Origin of the sequence: Haloferula sp., assembly GCF_049672945.1 — a bacterium.
In the GTDB taxonomy this organism is placed as follows: domain Bacteria; phylum Verrucomicrobiota; class Verrucomicrobiia; order Verrucomicrobiales; family Akkermansiaceae; genus Haloferula.
Genome location: NZ_JBATWY010000172.1, coordinates 29,898 through 46,675 on the forward strand (window position 1 = coordinate 29,898; position 16,778 = coordinate 46,675).

Sequence of the window (16,778 nt, forward strand, 5' to 3'; positions counted from 1 at the left end):
AGATTTATCCTTCAGACCTTCATCGTTATCGTCGCACGCACGCCCCCTTCCGGCCGGTTCGCCAACTCAAGCGTGCCTTGGTGCAACTCGATGATTTTGCGCGATACCGAAAGCCCCAAGCCCGTGCCGACCCCCGTCGGTTTGGTCGTAAAAAAGGGATCGTAGAGTTTCCCTGCGTTCTCCTCACTGATTCCGGTGCCCGTGTCATCAATCTCGATCCGCACCACTGAGTCTCCGGCCCGCAGATGACCCGCCGTCCTCAATCCCTCGTCACGCCGGACATCTTCAAGCGTGGTCGCGTAGGTCCTAAGCGTAATCTCGCCTCCATCCGGCATTGCATGGGACGCATTGATCATCAAATTCACCAAGACCTGTTCCAACTTGGTGGTATCCAGCTTCACTTCCGGCAAACTTTCAGAGAGCTCTTCGATCACCCTCACCCGTGCCTTCTTCAACTGATATTCCACCAAGGCATGAGAATCCCGGACGACCTCGTTGAGGTCCTTGGGTTCGAGCGACAACTGACGGGCGGATGAGAAGTCGACCAGGCCTTTGACAATCTTCTTGGCACGGTCGATTCCACGCTTCATCCGTTCAATCGTCTCACGTCCCTTTTCATCGTCCTCCGGAATCTTCCGCGCCAGAAGCTCGAGGCCCATGCCGATCATCGCCAGCGGATTCTTGACCTCGTGGGCCACGCCCGATGCCAATCGGCCTACCGACTCCATTTTTTCTGCCTGAATCAGTTGCTCCTGCGCTTGCTGCAGCTCCACGTTGGCGCTCACCAGTTCGTCGTTCAACTGGCGGGTCTCCTCTTCAGCCCGCTTGCGGTCGGTGATGTCCGTTGAAATACCCCCCACCGCATGGATCTTGCCATCGATATCCCTGAGCGGAAACCGCGCCGTCACATACCAACGCGGCTCGCCTTCCACGTAGAGCTCCTCATCCATCTGCAAGGCCTCGCCTGCCTCCATCACCTTCAGGTCATTCTCCCGGAACTTGTCGGCAAACTCGCGATCTCCGATGAACTCGTGATCCGTCCGCCCCAGCACATCATCACGGTCGATTCCAAACAGCTCCTCATAACCGCGATTGACCATCAGATAGCGACCTTCGAGATCCTTCAGATACACCACTGCCGGACTGTTATCCATCATCTCCTGAAGCCGCTGCTCCGTCTCTAACAGAATCTGACGAGCACGCCGTGTCTCCGTCACATCACGGTCCATTCCCACAATACCCCACGACCTCCCATCCGGATCGAGCAGAGGAACCTTGGTCGTCACCATATCACGGATTTCTCCATCGTGGGTTTTGAAACGCCACTCGCGATTCAGAATCGGCGTGCCACTGGCAAGGATCTCGAGCTCTTCCGCCGCTCCCTGTTCGACGACCGATTTCGGGAAAAAGTCTGCCGGAGTCTTGCCGAGCATCGCCTCGGGCGACTTCGCGCCCACCCAATCCGCCATCGCCTTGTTCACCACCAGATAGTGCCGGCCCGGATCCCGCACGAAGATCCTGTCCGGGAAGCTGTCGATCAGCGATCGCAGGACATTGCGCTCACGTTCGAGCGTGTTTTGTGTTTCGACCAACTCCGTAACGTTACTCGACATCCCAAAGGTCCCGATGATCGTTCCGTGCCGATCACGGAAAGGCATTTTGGTCGTCAGCACCCAACCCTCCTTCCCGTCCGCGAAGGTTTCATGCTCGACGAAACCGCTTATACCCTTCCCGGTTTCAATGATCTTCTTCTCATCGGCCAGCGCCGAGTCCGCATGCACCTTGTCGAAAAAGTCATGATCCGTCTTTCCTTCAAGATCCGCCGGATGGGCAAATCCGAAACTCTCCGCCGTGCTCTGGTTCACCATCAGGAACCTCGACTCCAGATCCTTGAAATAAATGTTCGATGGAATGTGCTCCATCAGCGTTTCAAAATAGTGATCCAGGAGCCTGTGACGGTCCTTGATCTGCCTGAGCTCGGAACTGAGCTGCTGGTTCTGATTCACAAGCCGCTCCGCAAGGATCTCGGACTCACGGTTGGCATCGCCCGCCTTACGCCGGTGGTTCCAGGAAAGCGCTGCGATCGCCAAAATCGAAACACCTCCGGCCGCCACCCTTGCCACTGGTGCCGCTTCCATCACCATCAGCCACATCACCCCGAGGATCCCCGAGAAGGCAAGAGCCACCCTCAGGGTCTGCTCGTTGCCCCGTGTCCGCCGACTTGATCCTGCCTCTTCCTCATCCATTGACCCGTTTCTCCGAAGAGAACACGGTTAGAGGCGGGGTGTAAATCTTCCTTTCCTCGACAGCTTCACCGAACCACCACGGGAGTGCCCACCTTGACCTTCTCGTAGACCGTGGGCACCGCCGCACGCAGACCACGAATGCAGGCATGGGATGCCGGGTAGCGTCCTTTGGGAATCGGCCCAATGTGGTGACCAATGCCATCCCAGGTCAGGCGCATCCAGTACGGCATCGGCGCACCGACGAACTTGCCCCCTTCCGGCACCGCTGCCGGCGTCTCCTCACCGTAAATCCGGTTACCATCGGCATCGTAGACCTTGCCGTAGGCATTCGAAGCCTTGTCCACGATCTTCTCAAGAATCACATACTCTCCCGGAGGCGTCGGGCGACTCGATGTTCCACTAGAAATGGGGTAGTCCATCGCGACATCCTGACCGTTCATCAGAAATGCCCGCTGCATGTTGAGGGAAACCACGATCCGGGCATTCGCAGGTCCGGTGCGGGCGAGCACCGATTCATCCCGCCAGACCTTCATGTTTTTCGGATAATCCTTCTCAGCCTTGAAGTGATCGTAAGTCCCGGGCTCGTAGGGATTGAAATGCTGGCCATCCCTAATCGGCTTCCCGTCGGGGCCGTAGGTCACGCTATTTCGATCCGCACAGCTTGACAGCAGGACGACCAGAAGGCAGGCAAGAATGCCGAATGGCTTGAGAATCAATTTCATCTGAGCACTAGGACGACGGGTCTATACTTGAGGATTCCCGCAGGCGCAACCCCCGGGATCGCGGGTTATCACGGAAAAATGGCGACTCCCGACCCATCACTTCTCCAGCGCATCCGCCCGTTTCTGCAGGGATTTCGCAGCAGCCTCGTTGCGATTCTCAGAAAGCCAGATCTCGGCCAAGCGTCTCATCGCCGCCGCCATTTCCAGGCGGGCCTCAGCGGGATAGGCCTTGATCGCCGCACGCAGCCGATCTTCCGCCGGGCGCACCGCTCCATCCTCCAGCAAGCACTCCGCAAACTCCCTCAAGAACTCCGGCTCAGTCGCGGGACCATCGACTCCGGAAAGCGATTCGGCTTCACGGAAAAATCTCGCCGCTCCAGCACGCGTTTCCGGATCACGCCGTGTCGCGATCGCCAACTGCACCGCAATCCCCGCCTCGTCCGGATGATCATAAAGACCTTTTTCTAACAACAGCCGTGCCTCCCTCACCTGTCCTGCTTCCAGAAACTCCTCCGCCAGGGTCACGAACTCATCCGCATCTCCTCCGCGAATCTTGAGGAGCTCCGCCGCATGGGGACGCGCCTCGTCGGCCTTCTCCTTCCGCCGATAAAGTTTCGCCAATGCCTGGTGTGCCAGCGCCTGCCGCGGGTCGATCTTCAGCACCTCTTTGAGAACATGCTCGCCCTCATCCATCCGCTCCGCCGCCAATAGAAGCACCCCCAGCCTGACCCTCAACTCAAGCGACGCAGGCGCGGCCTCGGCATGGAGTTCAAGCATCTCCACCGCCTGAGCCATGCGCCCCGATTTCCGAAAATACTCACTCGCCGCCCGCGCCAACTGAGGATTCGCCGCGTTCCGCCGCATCGCCCGCCCGAAGATGCCGTCGAGCTTCACCCTCGCCTCAGGATCGTCAGCAGGAAAAAGCGTGCGCGCCATCTCCGCACTCGCCAGCGCAGCTTCGACCCCATCCGCCTCACTCACTTGATCAAACATGGCGAGAGACTGCTCCCTCATGCCCCGCTGTTCGTAGAGGCGGAACAGCCGACGATTGATCGCCAGACTGCCCGGCGAAAGCAGTAGCGCACGCTCCAGAACCTCCGTCGCCAGTCTCGCCGCGAGGTCATCGTTCGGCGCGGCTTGCCGCAGGTAGTCGGCGTAGGCCACCTGAGGCCCCACCTCATCCGGATGCCTTTCAGCAAACTCGCGGTAAAGCGTCGCCGCCCCCTCCAGATCGCCCTCGACAAAGCGCCGATCCGCCACCCGCCTGACAAGAGGCTCCGCATCCGGATCCGCCTCAAGCGCCGACTCGAACCATGACATCCCCTCATTTCCCCGTGCCTCCTCCAGCACACCGCGCGCAAAGTCCACCCTCGGATCCGCCGCCAATGGCAGTCCCAAGATCAGCATCCCTAACCCAACTCGCCGCATGCCACCATCATTCCCAGCACCTTGCGGAAAACAAGATCGACCTTTCCCGCTACCGGCAAATACTCCGCTGCGATGGCCGTCGCCGAACCCCAAAAGGAGCTCCGCTTCACCCGCGCCGCCCAAGCCGTCCCCTTCTGGATCGCCGCCGCCGTCTTCGGCATCACGACGATCATCCTGCTGGTTCTTCTTTTTTACCGATCCGAGAACCCCGCCCTGCCCCATCCGCTCTGGGCCATCATTCCCCTGACCCTGAGCTGGCTCTGCATCCGGATCGCCATCCGCTGCACCAAACACGCCTACCTGATTCTCTCCCCTCTGGGCGTCGAGATCTTTCCCTTCTTCAAACCCGCCAGCGGCATGCAGATGATCCCCTGGAGCCAGATCACGGAAATCGAAATTGGCGAACACGTCATCACCCTCCACTTTGCCGAGGACCAAAGCAGCGGCATCCATCTTGCCCTTTCCCCGATCGAAAAATCCATCCGCCCGCTCCTCGTCCGGGCTCTCGAAGGCCGCCTTGCCACTTCACAAAAATAGGGACCTTCCCGTCCGGCACACCGCCACATTTCCATCTCAAACCTTTGCCTCTCCGCGTCTTTGCGGTTCAATTCCCACCCTCACCCATGCGCCCACCCTCACTTCAAATCCTCTCCGTCGAAGAAGCCTTCGGCCAAAACAGCTGGCACTGCGAACCCGTCGAAGGCAAAGACGTCCTGCGCGCGGTCTTCACCGGTCACCACACGCGCATCGAACTCATCGCCCAGGCCTACACCCCGATGAATGCCCTCGCCATCATCGGTGAAATGCCACTGCCGCTCGATGACGATCACCAACCCGCGCTGCTCGAACTGCTCACCCGCGCCAACAAATCCCTCAACCTCGGCGGTTTCGAATTCGACCTCGACCGCTCCCGCCTCGTCTTCCGCATCACCAACGTTTTCGAGAAAGAAAAGTACGACGCCGACATCATCACCTCGATGGTCCACTGCACCGTCGCCGAACTCGATCGCATCGCCCCCTACGCCACCACCGTCGTCCGCACTCCCGACGACCTGCTACCCGATCTCGACATCCAGCTGCTGCTGATGCGCGAAGACTTCATTCCACCCGTCCCGGGCGACGAAGATGATCTGCCGTGAAAATGAAAGCCGCCACGATGAAACCAATCCTCTCCATTCTATTGCTGCTCACTCCCATCAGCGCATTTTCCGGTGAAATTCTCGAAAGGGATCTCGAGAACCGCAAGCACATCACCTCCTGCGCACTCGAAAGCAAGGTATCCCACCCCGCCGAGGCCTGGGAGCTGACCCTCGAATCCGGCTACACCTGGAACGTCGGTTCGAATACTTCCATCGATTACGAGATCGTTCCCACCCAGCTCACTCTCCGCACTCCTACCCACCTGACCTGGTGGGAGGATGAAAACGGAGCACGCCTGATCGTCCGCGGACGCTTCTCGCTGATGATGGAAACCATCACCGTCGGCCCCGAATCCTACTACCTCGGCATCTCCGGCGCCCCCTCCGTCGAGTACTGGTTCGCCGATGCCAAGACTTCCATCTTCTTTTCCATCGGCGGCGGCGTCGGCCTCACCGATTCCACCCGCATCCCCGGCGGCCAGGGTCAGGACTTCACTCTCAATTGGTTCACCCAGCTCGGCTTGCGCCGGGAGATCGCCAAAGACCTCTCACTACTAGTCGGAGCGTACTTCGTCCACCATTCCAATGGCGGCCAGACCAACCCGAACCCCGGCATCGACGCCCTCGGCTTCACCGTCGGACTCGGTTGGCAATTCTGAAGACTGCCATGCAACTTCCCTACCTGCTTTCATCGACAATCCCCCCGCTTGTTCTGCTCACCGTTCTTCTGAAATACCACCAGCGTCGGAAGCTGCCTAAGACGCTTTTGCTTGGAAGTGTTTTGATGCCCCTCCTTCACATTCCCCAGGCCATCCACATGGTCGTCGGCACCCAGCAGGTTCAGGACTGGCTCTTCCAGATTTTCCCCGAAGCCAACAACCCCTACAGCTCGGCTGGCACAACGATTCTGATCGACCAGGTTCGGGTCGGAGAGCTTTATTCCAGGCTGTTTTCCTTGAGCTTCTCACTTCACAGCGTCGCCCTGTTCTTCTTTGGAATGGGCATCTTTTTCTTCGCAAAGAAAGAGATCCTCCGCCACCATGAGAAGACCCTCCACCAGACACCTTCATGATGGATTTCGACATCTATCGATCCCTTGGCTCCCTATTCACCCTCTCGGGATACATCGGTAGCGCACTCCTCGCACTCGGGTGCTGGAAGTGTTTTGTTCTTACCAAAAGTAAAACCTTCCTCGTCGTCGTGATCAGCATCGGCCTCAGTCTCCTCACCAGCGCGTTCTGGTTGATCCTCAACCTGATTCACACCGTATTCCCCGCCAGCCAGGACTTCGTTTATCGGCTCTACGACAATGCATGGCTCACTCAGGGCCTGTGGTATCTGGCCACCATCACCAACATCACCATCTTCAGCGCGCTCGCATGGGAGTTTACTACAAGACTCAAAACATTACCCGTCACAAGGACCTAAAAAGCTCAGCCCCGTTTCTGATCGCTTTTTCTCTGGCATCCTTGCGCGAATCTCTGGTCTCTTCCCGGCATGTCGGACGCTCCTTTTGAAGCCCCATCGATCCAATCGATCGCTGAGCTTTTCCCTGCATTCGATATCGATCACCTGATCGCCCAAGGCGGCATGGGCGCCGTCTACAAGGCGCGACAACGCTCACTTGATCGCGACGTCGCGATCAAGATCCTGCCGCGGGAAATGGGGGCCAATCCGCAATTTCGGACTTCCTTCGAAGCCGAAGCCAAGGCGATGGCGAAAGTCACTCACCCCAACCTCATCACCATCTATGACCACGGTGATGTCGAAGGATTGTTATTCATTGTCATGGAGTATGTTCCGGGAAAATCCCTCTACTACTCCGCCCACATGAAGAAGGTTGATCCACGGCAGGCGGTCGAACTCGTCATTGGGATCTGTCGGGGAATCGGGCAGGCCCACGAACACGACATCGTCCACCGCGATCTCAAGCCCGCGAACGTGCTGCTCACGCCGAAACGCGAACCCAAGATCGGCGACTTCGGTCTGGCAATGGCTGCCGGCCATCAAGGCGAGGGTCTCGCCATGGGCACGCCCGGCTACATCGCCCCGGAAGTGATCCAGCAACCGGAACACGGCGATCAACGCTCCGACATTTTTGCCATCGGCGTCATTCTCCGTGAGCTACTTACCGGAATCCCTCCCGAAACCGATCCAACGGCGCAAACCAACATTTCAGACTCCCGACTCCAGGAAATCTGCGCCAAAGCCAGCCACGCCGACCCGGCCGAACGATACCAATCCGCCAACTCACTGGCCGCTGACTTGAAATCATGGCTTCAGCTCCAAGAAGCTCCGTCGGAAAATTCATCCCCGAAACCAAGCCCCGTCACCGACCACTCGGCAAGCCACTCTCTGGGCCGCAATTTGGCAATCATCGTCGTGCTGCTCGCCGCCATTTTCGGGGCATGGAAGTTGCTTGAGCGGAAAAAAATGGCCACCGCCTTGGCCAAGGAAGTCGCCGAAGAAAAAGCCGCGCGCGCCAAGGCCCAGAAGCTGCCGCCAATCGTCGTCACGCCGCCCAAACCGACCCCGCCCGCCTTTCCCATCGAACCAACGGAGCCAGTCGAACCGGTGGCACCCGAACCTCCGCCGGTCGTCGACACCCAACCGACTGAAACGCCTGCCCAGTCCCTGCTCCGGCTCCGCGACAAGCTCAATGCAGGTGACTTCAGCGAACTCCCTGTCGGCACACTGACCAAGGATGACTCGCACTACTTCTTCGTCACCAGAGCGACCTCCTGGCAGTCGGCAAGCCGGATGGCGAGAGCCTTCGGCGGCCACCTCCCTTTATTGACCGATGATGAGCTCCGGACATGGTTGGCCGAGGCCATCCCGAGCGACTCCACCACCACTTCCGAAAAACAAGCCGCATGGATCGGAGCCTCACGCACCACGCCCGAACAATGGCAGCAGGTGAGTGGACGACCATGGCCACTCGGATCACCGCCGACCGGGACCGGCAAGTTCGCCGCAATCGACATCCACGGCAAGATTCACGCAAGAGCCAAGGAAACCAACCACCCCTTCTTCATCCAATGGCATCGCGACGGCTCCAACCCGACCCGAATTCGCGAACTCCTGACCGCCAGCGGGGCATCGCAGCAAAGCGGTCAACCGTTTTTCCCGCCTGGCATCGAAGACCTCGGCGACCGCCGCTTCCTCGTCGTCGAAGAATCGCACCCCTACTCGACGGCGGTCGAACTCGCCAAACTCGGCGGCGGCAAACTGATGAGCGCGGCCACCGCCGAAGAAGCCGATTGGCTCGAACAGCGCGTCAAGAATCTCGTCGCCCCCGACGGCCTCTGGCTCGGTGCCAATTTCACCGAGCCCCTCTGGAACTGGAATGACCTCCAACCCTGGACCTTCGCCCGCTGGTCGCCTTCCTCAACCCCGGGCAGCGGTGACGCCCTACTCATCAAACCGAAATCAGGCTGGGCACCCGCCGGTCAGGACAGCATCGCATCCGGATTCGTCATCGAGTGGAGCGACGAAGCCGAGCCCACACCGGCATCGATCGTCGATCTCGACCTGCTCGCCGCGCGTGCGAATGACCTGCTCAAGGGACTCGACAAAACTCGCCGCAAAGCCGCCGCCGAAAACTCGGAAGAGTATCTCTGGAAGCTGGATGTCTGGCTTCGCCGTCGCGGAAACAACACGGAGATCACTGCTTGGACCCCCCGCGTTCTGAAGATCAAAGCCGCCGTCAAGGATGACCGGCTTCCCGCGGATATCCCGGAAAAGCCCGATGCCACCTACCCCGAACCGCTTTGGGAAATCGCCCGCTTTTACCTGAACAAGCAAAAGGTCATCGACCTCCGCTTCATCACCAAGGCCGAAGCCATCCGCGACTCCTACGTCAGCCGCCTCAAGGAAGAAGCCCAAGCCGCCGAGGACATTGGTCAGCGCGAAGCCGCCCTCATGATTTCCGAAAAAGCCGCGGCCGCCGAAGACATCGAAGCCTGGGTCGAATCCTTCGGCTTCACCAGCGGTTGAAGCGACCGCTCTTTTCTCTGGCCTACCACCTCTGGTCTCTGGTCTCTTCCGCGCATGTCCGAAGCCGAAGCGACGCCCCAAGAACCCCAGTCCACCGAAGCCGAACTCATCGCCGTTCGTCGCGGTAAACTGGCGAAACTTCGCGACCTCGGTGTCGATCCCTTCGGCCAGGCCTTCGAAACCACCCATACCCCCGCCGAGCTGCGCGCCAGTTTCGAAGAAGGCCAGCAGGTCAAGGTCGCCGGCCGCATCACCGGCCTGCGCAACATGGGCAAGTCCTGCTTCTTCCACATCGCCGACGTGCTCGGCAACATCCAGGGCTTCATCGCCGTCAAGAAACTTCCTGAAGACCAGCTCGCCATCTTCGAATGCCTCGACCGCGGCGACTGGCTCGGCATCGAAGGCGAAACCTTCATGACCCGCACCGGTGAACCCACCGTCAAAGTCGAGAACTTCACCATCCTTTCCAAAGCCCTGCGCCCGATGCCCGACAAGTGGCACGGCGTCGCCGACCGCGAACTGAAGTACCGCAAGCGCCACCTCGACCTGATGTCGAACGAAGAAAGCGCCGCGATCTTCGTCACGCGCTCGCAAATGGTCGCCGCCATCCGCGACTTCTTCCACGCCCGTGGCTACCTCGAAGTCGAAACCCCGATGCTTCAAAGCGTCGCCGGTGGCGCCGCCGCGCGCCCTTTCGAGACGCATCACAACGCCCTCGGCATGCCGCTCACCATGCGCATCGCGCCCGAGCTTTTCCTCAAGCGCCTGCTCGTCGGTGGCTTCACCAAACTCTTCGAACTCAACCGCAACTTCCGCAACGAAGGCATCTCGCGTCGTCACAACCCGGAGTTCACCATGCTCGAAGCCTACCAGGCCTTCGCCGACTTCGAAATCATGGCGGAGCTGGTTGAAGAAATGACCTGCTTCCTCGCCGAGAAATTCTGCGGCGGCCTGCAAATCGAGCACAAGGACGAGAACGGCGAAGTGCTTCGCACCATCAACCTTGCCCGTCCCTGGAAGCGCGCCAACTACCACGACCTCGTCAAGGGCGTCGCCGGTGAAGACTTCTTCGACATCACCCCCGAGCAACGCCGCGCCAAGTGCGACGAACTCGGCGTGCAGCTTTCCGAAAACATGGAGGACTACGAAGTCATCCAGCAAGTCTTCGAAAAGAAGGTCGAGGAACACACCTTCGATCCCTGCTTCGTCACCCGCGTCCCCAGCGAGCTCATCCCGCTCGCCAAGGTCACGCCCGGCGGCAAAACGGTGGAAGTCTACGAACTCATCATCAACGGCCAGGAGATCTCCCCCGGTTACTCCGAGCTCAACGACCCCGACGTCCAGAAGGCCCGCCTCGAACACCAGGCCGGCGGCGAAGAGGAGCAGAAGATCGACTACGACTTCATCGAGACCCTCGAACACGGTATGCCCCCTGCCGGCGGCATCGGCATCGGCATCGACCGCCTCATCATGATGCTCACCGGTGCCCCGACCATCCGTGACGTGGTGCTATTTCCGTTGTTGAAGAAGAAGGAATAGGATCGTTCCCATCCTCTTTGCCTTCAACCATCGTCAAGGTCCTTGACGATGGTTGAACCGTAGGAAACAGGCAGGGCGCTCCCCGAGAATCTCAAGGCTCGCGCCGTCGTTGCGCAGTGCGTGACTTTTCGCTGCAGACTGATGGAGCTGCCACTCGCCGGATTCAGAAAGCGTCAGCACTTCGTGCCAGACCAGAAGGTCTTCAGAGCACTCCATGATCAGCTCCCCGGACACGGGCGGAACCAATGCCCCGGGAAGCTCCACAGCCCACGAGCGGGCTCCCCTTTGAAGCACGAGCGACTCGGATCCCGTCTCAAAAACGCTGCTCCAATTCCGCGAATCCGAAGCGCTTCCTACATACGGCCACAACTGGCTGGTCTGCCGCAGATCGAGCAGATAGTGCTCGGTCCCACCACCGACAATCTGCGAACTCACATGGAGATAGGGAAGGTTGCCCCGAAAGGAATAGTTGTATCGATTCGAATTTTCCGGCCGACGAAGTTGAACCAGCAAGCGAGGATTCGTCGGATCCTTCAGTCCGTAGAATGTCCAGCCGACATCGCTGGCAAGCACCATCAAATCGTCTCCAATCAACTCGGCCGCATATCCAAAATTCCGCTCGTCCGGGCTGAGCTCACCACTGAGTGTCCACAGCAAATCTCCGCTCTCTGCCGAGTATCCAAAGAGCGAACTATACGTGGGTGGGTAGACCTTGTCAGGCAGGTGAACGATCAGTAATTCATCATTCTGAAACATGTATTCACCGAAGAGGTGCGCATTGGGATTTCCCTCGGGGGCCCATATTGTGTGCCTGAAACGTTCATCCTGGATTCCATACTGCGTGATTGCCCCCCGGCCATCAGAAGTGCCCGGGGATGCGATCCATAGGTATTTCCCATTGTTCACCATTCTCTTGCCGAAATTCCATTTCACATCGGCTGGAGGGCGAATCGTTTTCCGCAGAAGGGAATTGCCGAGATCGTAGCGCCTCACTGATCCGGCGCGCGGGCGAGTGGATTGATCGGCCCCAATTCCTGGAATACCCACCCAGATCCGATCACCGCTGATCGTGACGTCGGACCCGAAATTATCGATGGCATAAACACCCTTCCAATAGTGTACCGGAGCTTCGGGGAACTGGGGTTTGAACACGATGAGTTGCGGAGCCAGCCCGGAGGCCAAGGTGGGGCCATAGATCGGAGCCGTCCTGATCGCCAACCAGTCTTCGGCAGCTCCCACAACATGGAAGGCCACCGGATTGTCCAGCGGAACCACCGGATAATGCGTCTGAAATTCGATATCGCTCGACCACCGCAACGAATCCAAACTGGGCAAGCCAGCGTCCAGATGATTCGCGACCCAGCCGTCGCCGAGAGCATGGATTCCCTCGACTTTAGGGAAAGGGATTCGTGTGAGGCCTTCGAGCGGAAGGTAATCGTCGTCACGAAATTCCACCACCGACCTCCGAACACTCGTCACTCCTCCACCCTGAATCGTCACTTCGATCTGCACCTCACCATCCGTTTTCGGCGTCCCGTCATCTACCAGCATCAGGGGGAGGTAGGCACTCGTTCTGCCAGCCGGGATCACCACCGCCGCTCCGCCCCCCTGCCATCTGGATGACATCTCCGCATCGGGAGCGACCAAACTTGCCTCGACCGTCAGATCAAACGGGGCCGCCTCATTCAATCGCACCGCAATCCCACCTTCTCCCTCGCGATGGTCGTCGGCGACCTCCACTCCGGGCAGAAGCTTGTCCAACTCGAAATGGGCCAGTTCGAACCTTTCTCCATTTTCAAAGGAAGCGATGACGCTGCCGTCTTCGCCCGAAAGGCTCCGAAGGTAGGTAATTTGATAGAGGTGATCCGGAAGGCTGCATGAGCTACCGCCCTGCCACTCACCGCTTCGCGCATCAAACACATCGAGCAAGATCTTGCCACCCTCCACGATTCTCGCCGCGACCACCTTGCCATTCGTTACGATTACTTTCTGGAATTCTGAAGCTTCCGAACCGGGCGACTCGAGAAATACGTGACTCGGCACTCCGACGGGACCTGACTCCGACGTCCCACTCAGGTCACAAACCACGACCCGCTCGCCATGCAAGACGAGAAACTCCCCGTCGGTATCCAACTTCGGTTCACCAATCCACGGTTTTCCCTTAAGAATTTGCCCCACCAGGTTTCCGGTCGTTCTGGAATACAATCTGACTTCGTTGGAGTGACCGAGTTCGACAATGAATCGGCTGGTGTAGCGGAAATCCGCTCCCGTCCTTTTGGTCGTGATCCTTCTCGAACCCGGGCCGCCATCCCAGGTCGCCTCCCACGCGCCCTCGAGCTGGTAGAGTTCTTCATAGAGAAAGGCATCGGCATCCACGGCATGATTCGTGTAATAGACTCCATCGTCCCTCCTGTGAATCGCGGTATCCGTGGCCCCATCATACACGGTCGCAACCTCGGGGTAGCTGGTCTCAACCACCAACAGTGTGCCTCTCGACGAATCCTTGATGGTGGCGACGTCAAATGAGTCCATCGTGTCCTCGACCCATACCGCACTTGGCATCCATGATCCTCCTCGCAAGGGTTTTCGGAAGACCTTTGGCTGGCGGACGCTGTAGTCGAAGCCGACGTAGCGGTTCGTCTGAATCAGGAAGCCTCCCGAAAGCGCGGTATCTCTCGGCCCGACGGAATCCCTCCACAGCCAACTTTCAGTATAGCCAATATTAGAAATTTCGGACCCCTTGATCACACAAGGCCTCACCGGATCAACGATGTTGAGGATCCCTGAGGATTCGGTGAGCGTCACCTCGAACCATTCATCCGGCTCGATCTCCTGATCTCGCTGCAGCACCGCTTCGACCGTCCGACTCACCTCACCTTCGGCGAAGCGAACCTGTCGGGGAAACGGCAAAAAATCTTCTCCTTCGATCGCGGTGCCTGAACCCGTGTCGATCACGACCGTCATCTCTCGGCTGGCCGGTCGGTCGAGTTGAAGATGCAAGCTCATCAACCCGTCGGCCTCCGGTGTTGCAGTTGTTTCAAAAGTCAGGCTTGCGTCTGAATCAATCGAATAAGGTATGCTGAAGGCAAGCTCCCCATCTGCGGAGGGTCCGCTTCTTAACAGCCACAGGCGCCCGCTGCGCAAGGCATAGGGAAGTCCGTAGCGATTGGACCCCGCCATCGGACGCAGGCCGATCCCGCGACCCTCCACCTCCGTAAGCTTCATTCCGTCTCCCGAAAAGACATGGGTCTCTTGACTTCCCACAAAGGCATGCCAACGGCCGTCGTCACTCGCGCCAATCAGCATCCTATTTGATGCGGGAGCCTCAACAAGTCGAACCTCACCCTCAAAACTTCCCGAATCCACATCGAAGAATCCGACGAAAAACGTTTGGCCGCTCATCCCTTCTTGAATGGGGACAAGAACCGTCCTCCCAAAGCCTGAGGGTTCCACGGAAGAGTGCATGGTCCTCCGTCCCTCGGGAAAATCAAACTGCTTCACTGTTCCCGCCTTAAGATCGACGGAAACGAAAACACTTGTTTCGACGAAGGGAAAGTAAGCCAGCACATCATCGCCGTGCCAGGCCCTCCCATACCCGTGCCAGCTTGGACCAGGATCGGGTTCCTTGACTCCATCAGGCAGTGCGATTGCAGGTAGCGGGTCCATGTTCTCGGCATCCCATTGGTAGAAGGCAGCTTCTGGACCGGGCACGAAGACCACGAGCCGGCCATGCCGGAGCGAGGTGAAGGTCTCGCTGATATTACCGTCCGGCATCGTTTCCAGGCCGACCAGACGTCCGTCGGGAACCTCCCATGTCATGACCACCAGCTTCCAACCGATCCAGAGACCATCCCGCTTGACACGTGCCCTGCACAAAGCCGCCAGACGATCACCGTCGGCGACAGGATTACGGTCAAAGTTCTCAATGAATAGATTGTCCCCGTTGCCGGACGGGTCCGGGAGATCGTCACGGGGCACCTCCAAAGAAAGAAGCTCTTCGCCCGATTCGGTATCAAGGACTCTGATCACCTTGTAGCCGAACCGCATTGCAAGCCAGCCGTCCCCGACTGCTCCGAACTGATCCACAGTGTGACTGCCATCAAATCCCGAGTCCCGCAATGGCTCCGGCCAATCAGCCCAGCCCGTTGCGGTGAGAAGACCAATTAAGACCAATGACCTGAGGAGAGAGTACATTGCTGCGAGAAATCGATGGCGCTTCGGACAATCCTATGACTCCCCCCGAGAAGCGAGGGGAATTATCAATGTCAGCGCTGAGATCGGCGGAGATCGAAATCGTTCCGACCGCCATGCTTCAGATAAAAAGCCGACCCGTTAGATCCTGATCTTCCTGATCTCGGAAGGTGACAAGCAAGTCCTGCTGAAATGCAACTCCTTCAATCGCAAGCGCTGCGGCGAAATGCTCGGGAACCGTGGCAGCCACAGGTCGTTCGGCAATGAACCACTGAAAGCGATCACTCTCCAAGAGGGCGATGCTCAACTCGGAAATCGTTCCCTACGTCATCGCGGGTAGAGGCCAACGAGCAAAACCGTTAGATTCCCATTGTTCGGCAACATAAATAATCTGGACCGCAAGACTTTCAGGTTTTTCCTCTGGCTCAGTTCAACCACCCCAGCACCCCATGAAGCCTGTCTCCTGCACCGCTCCGACCGTGGAGCGCCTTTCCGAGTTTCTTCCAGCTTACGAATTCGAGTTCCTCATCGCTGAAGGAAGCACAGGGGCCATTTACAAGGCTCGCCAGCGTTCCCTTGACCGTGACGTTGCCATCAAGATCCTCCCTCACGGGCTTGGTAGCGACCCACACTTCCGTGAAGCCTTTGAGTCCAAAGCCAAGGCCATGGCCCGGCTTTCCCACCCGAACTTGATCAAGGTCTTTGACTACGGTGACGCTGACGGATTGCTCTACAAAGTCATGGAGTATGTGCATGGCAAATCCCTCCACCATTCCTCCTACGGCCACCGAATTGAAATTCATCAAGCCGTGGAGATCGCAATTGCTGCTTGCCAGGGGATCGCCCACGCCCACGCAAACGGGATCGTCCACCGCAACATCAAGCCCACCAGCATCCTTCTGACGAAAAAATGTGAACCAAAGATCGGTGACTTCGGAGTTGCTCGCCCGAGCAACTCTCCCGGCGAGAACATTTCATCGGACCCGAACGGCTACGCGGCCCCGGAAGCAGGGGGTCATTCTACGGAAGATGACCCACGCTCAGATATTTACTCCATAGGGATCATTCTGAAGGAATTGCTCACCGGCATTCATCCGAATGCTACGGGCTTCGACCAAGCAGTCCTTGGAGATCCGCGACTGGCAAAGATCTACGCCAAAGCCACCGCCGCCGATCCCGCCATGAGGTACCCGACCATCAGCGATTTTCTCCAGGCTCTTGAAAGCTGGAGTCAGCCAAGACTGATCACCTCCTACCGCCCAGCTCCTCGCCCCGCTCCTCCGGCACCGGTCAAAGCCAAGCAGGTCAATTGGGCACTCTTGCAGAATCTCGCAGTCATTTCCTTCCTCCTCGTCGCCATCGCCTTCACCTGGAATCTCTACCAAAGGAAGGAAGCAATCATTGCCGAACAGACCAGAGCTGCCTCTGAAGCTCAGGCAAAATCGGCAGCAAGCATGAGCAGCGCTGCAACCCCTTCGACACCGGCCACCCTGACAGCCTCGAATCGCAACTGACCC

At 58.5% G+C, this 16,778-nt stretch carries 13 protein-coding genes; 8 read left to right on the forward strand and 5 right to left on the reverse strand.

The window, feature by feature from the left end:
• Positions 1-11: 11 nt before the first annotated feature.
• The 3 genes from WBG04_RS15385 to WBG04_RS15395 all read right to left on the reverse strand — a co-directional run bounded on the left by WBG04_RS15385 (position 12) and on the right by WBG04_RS15395 (position 4,396).
• Entirely contained in the window at positions 12-2,246 is a 2,235-nt protein-coding gene (locus WBG04_RS15385; RefSeq protein WP_424315341.1) for a PAS domain-containing protein, read from the reverse strand.
• Between the two features lie 65 nt (positions 2,247-2,311).
• On the reverse strand, positions 2,312-2,968 hold the full coding sequence (locus tag WBG04_RS15390; protein WP_424315342.1) for a L,D-transpeptidase: 657 nt from the start codon (positions 2,966-2,968) through the stop codon (positions 2,312-2,314).
• A 96-nt stretch (positions 2,969-3,064) separates the two neighbouring features.
• Positions 3,065-4,396 carry a tetratricopeptide repeat protein gene (locus tag WBG04_RS15395; RefSeq protein ID WP_424315343.1) on the reverse strand — a complete coding sequence of 444 codons (1,332 nt, stop codon included), beginning with the start codon at positions 4,394-4,396 and terminating at the stop codon, positions 3,065-3,067.
• A 21-nt stretch (positions 4,397-4,417) separates the two neighbouring features.
• Between WBG04_RS15395 and WBG04_RS15400 the strand changes: the two genes are divergently transcribed.
• From WBG04_RS15400 to lysS, 7 genes are all read left to right on the forward strand, one after another.
• Positions 4,418-4,933, forward strand: coding sequence for a hypothetical protein (locus WBG04_RS15400; RefSeq protein ID WP_424315344.1), 516 nt, complete (start codon positions 4,418-4,420; stop codon positions 4,931-4,933).
• 86 nt (positions 4,934-5,019) lie between these two features.
• On the forward strand, positions 5,020-5,535 hold the full coding sequence (locus tag WBG04_RS15405) for a YbjN domain-containing protein (protein ID WP_424315345.1): 516 nt from the start codon (positions 5,020-5,022) through the stop codon (positions 5,533-5,535).
• A gap of 17 nt (positions 5,536-5,552) precedes the next feature.
• On the forward strand, positions 5,553-6,194 hold the full coding sequence (locus WBG04_RS15410; protein WP_424315346.1) for an acyloxyacyl hydrolase: 642 nt from the start codon (positions 5,553-5,555) through the stop codon (positions 6,192-6,194).
• A gap of 8 nt (positions 6,195-6,202) precedes the next feature.
• Positions 6,203-6,607 carry a hypothetical protein gene (locus tag WBG04_RS15415; RefSeq protein ID WP_424315347.1) on the forward strand — a complete coding sequence of 135 codons (405 nt, stop codon included), beginning with the start codon at positions 6,203-6,205 and terminating at the stop codon, positions 6,605-6,607.
• Positions 6,604-6,963 (forward strand): hypothetical protein, encoded by a 360-nt coding sequence (locus WBG04_RS15420; RefSeq protein WP_424315348.1) that lies wholly within the window; start codon positions 6,604-6,606, stop codon positions 6,961-6,963. Before WBG04_RS15415 ends, WBG04_RS15420 begins: the two co-directional genes overlap by 4 nt.
• A gap of 69 nt (positions 6,964-7,032) precedes the next feature.
• Positions 7,033-9,531 (forward strand): protein kinase domain-containing protein, encoded by a 2,499-nt coding sequence (locus WBG04_RS15425; RefSeq protein ID WP_424315349.1) that lies wholly within the window; start codon positions 7,033-7,035, stop codon positions 9,529-9,531.
• Positions 9,532-9,585: 54 nt separating this feature from the next.
• On the forward strand, positions 9,586-11,070 hold the full coding sequence (lysS, locus tag WBG04_RS15430; protein ID WP_424315350.1) for a lysine--tRNA ligase: 1,485 nt from the start codon (positions 9,586-9,588) through the stop codon (positions 11,068-11,070).
• A gap of 33 nt (positions 11,071-11,103) precedes the next feature.
• Here lysS and WBG04_RS15435 read toward each other — a convergent pair whose 3' ends face one another.
• Together WBG04_RS15435 and WBG04_RS15440 are read right to left on the reverse strand one after the other, a co-directional pair.
• Positions 11,104-15,264, reverse strand: coding sequence for a Calx-beta domain-containing protein (locus tag WBG04_RS15435; RefSeq protein WP_424315351.1), 4,161 nt, complete (start codon positions 15,262-15,264; stop codon positions 11,104-11,106).
• A 118-nt stretch (positions 15,265-15,382) separates the two neighbouring features.
• Positions 15,383-15,568 carry a hypothetical protein gene (locus WBG04_RS15440; RefSeq protein ID WP_424315352.1) on the reverse strand — a complete coding sequence of 62 codons (186 nt, stop codon included), beginning with the start codon at positions 15,566-15,568 and terminating at the stop codon, positions 15,383-15,385.
• Positions 15,569-15,710: 142 nt separating this feature from the next.
• Between WBG04_RS15440 and WBG04_RS15445 the strand changes: the two genes are divergently transcribed.
• Positions 15,711-16,775, forward strand: coding sequence for a serine/threonine-protein kinase (locus WBG04_RS15445; protein WP_424315353.1), 1,065 nt, complete (start codon positions 15,711-15,713; stop codon positions 16,773-16,775).
• Positions 16,776-16,778 lie beyond the last annotated feature (3 nt).

Excerpts from the sequence above, each read along its gene's own strand:
- WBG04_RS15385 (WP_424315341.1), bottom strand. The coding sequence starts at position 2,246 with ATGGATGAGGAAGAGGCAGGATCAAGTCGGCGGACACGGGGCAACGAG.
- WBG04_RS15390 (WP_424315342.1), bottom strand. The coding sequence starts at position 2,968 with ATGAAATTGATTCTCAAGCCATTCGGCATTCTTGCCTGCCTTCTGGTC.
- WBG04_RS15395 (WP_424315343.1), bottom strand. The coding sequence starts at position 4,396 with ATGCGGCGAGTTGGGTTAGGGATGCTGATCTTGGGACTGCCATTGGCG.
- WBG04_RS15405 (WP_424315345.1), top strand. The coding sequence starts at position 5,020 with ATGCGCCCACCCTCACTTCAAATCCTCTCCGTCGAAGAAGCCTTCGGC.
- WBG04_RS15410 (WP_424315346.1), top strand. The coding sequence starts at position 5,553 with ATGAAACCAATCCTCTCCATTCTATTGCTGCTCACTCCCATCAGCGCA.
- WBG04_RS15415 (WP_424315347.1), top strand. The coding sequence starts at position 6,203 with ATGCAACTTCCCTACCTGCTTTCATCGACAATCCCCCCGCTTGTTCTG.
- WBG04_RS15420 (WP_424315348.1), top strand. The coding sequence starts at position 6,604 with ATGATGGATTTCGACATCTATCGATCCCTTGGCTCCCTATTCACCCTC.
- WBG04_RS15425 (WP_424315349.1), top strand. The coding sequence starts at position 7,033 with ATGTCGGACGCTCCTTTTGAAGCCCCATCGATCCAATCGATCGCTGAG.
- lysS (WP_424315350.1), top strand. The coding sequence starts at position 9,586 with ATGTCCGAAGCCGAAGCGACGCCCCAAGAACCCCAGTCCACCGAAGCC.
- WBG04_RS15435 (WP_424315351.1), bottom strand. The coding sequence starts at position 15,264 with ATGTACTCTCTCCTCAGGTCATTGGTCTTAATTGGTCTTCTCACCGCA.
- WBG04_RS15445 (WP_424315353.1), top strand. The coding sequence starts at position 15,711 with ATGAAGCCTGTCTCCTGCACCGCTCCGACCGTGGAGCGCCTTTCCGAG.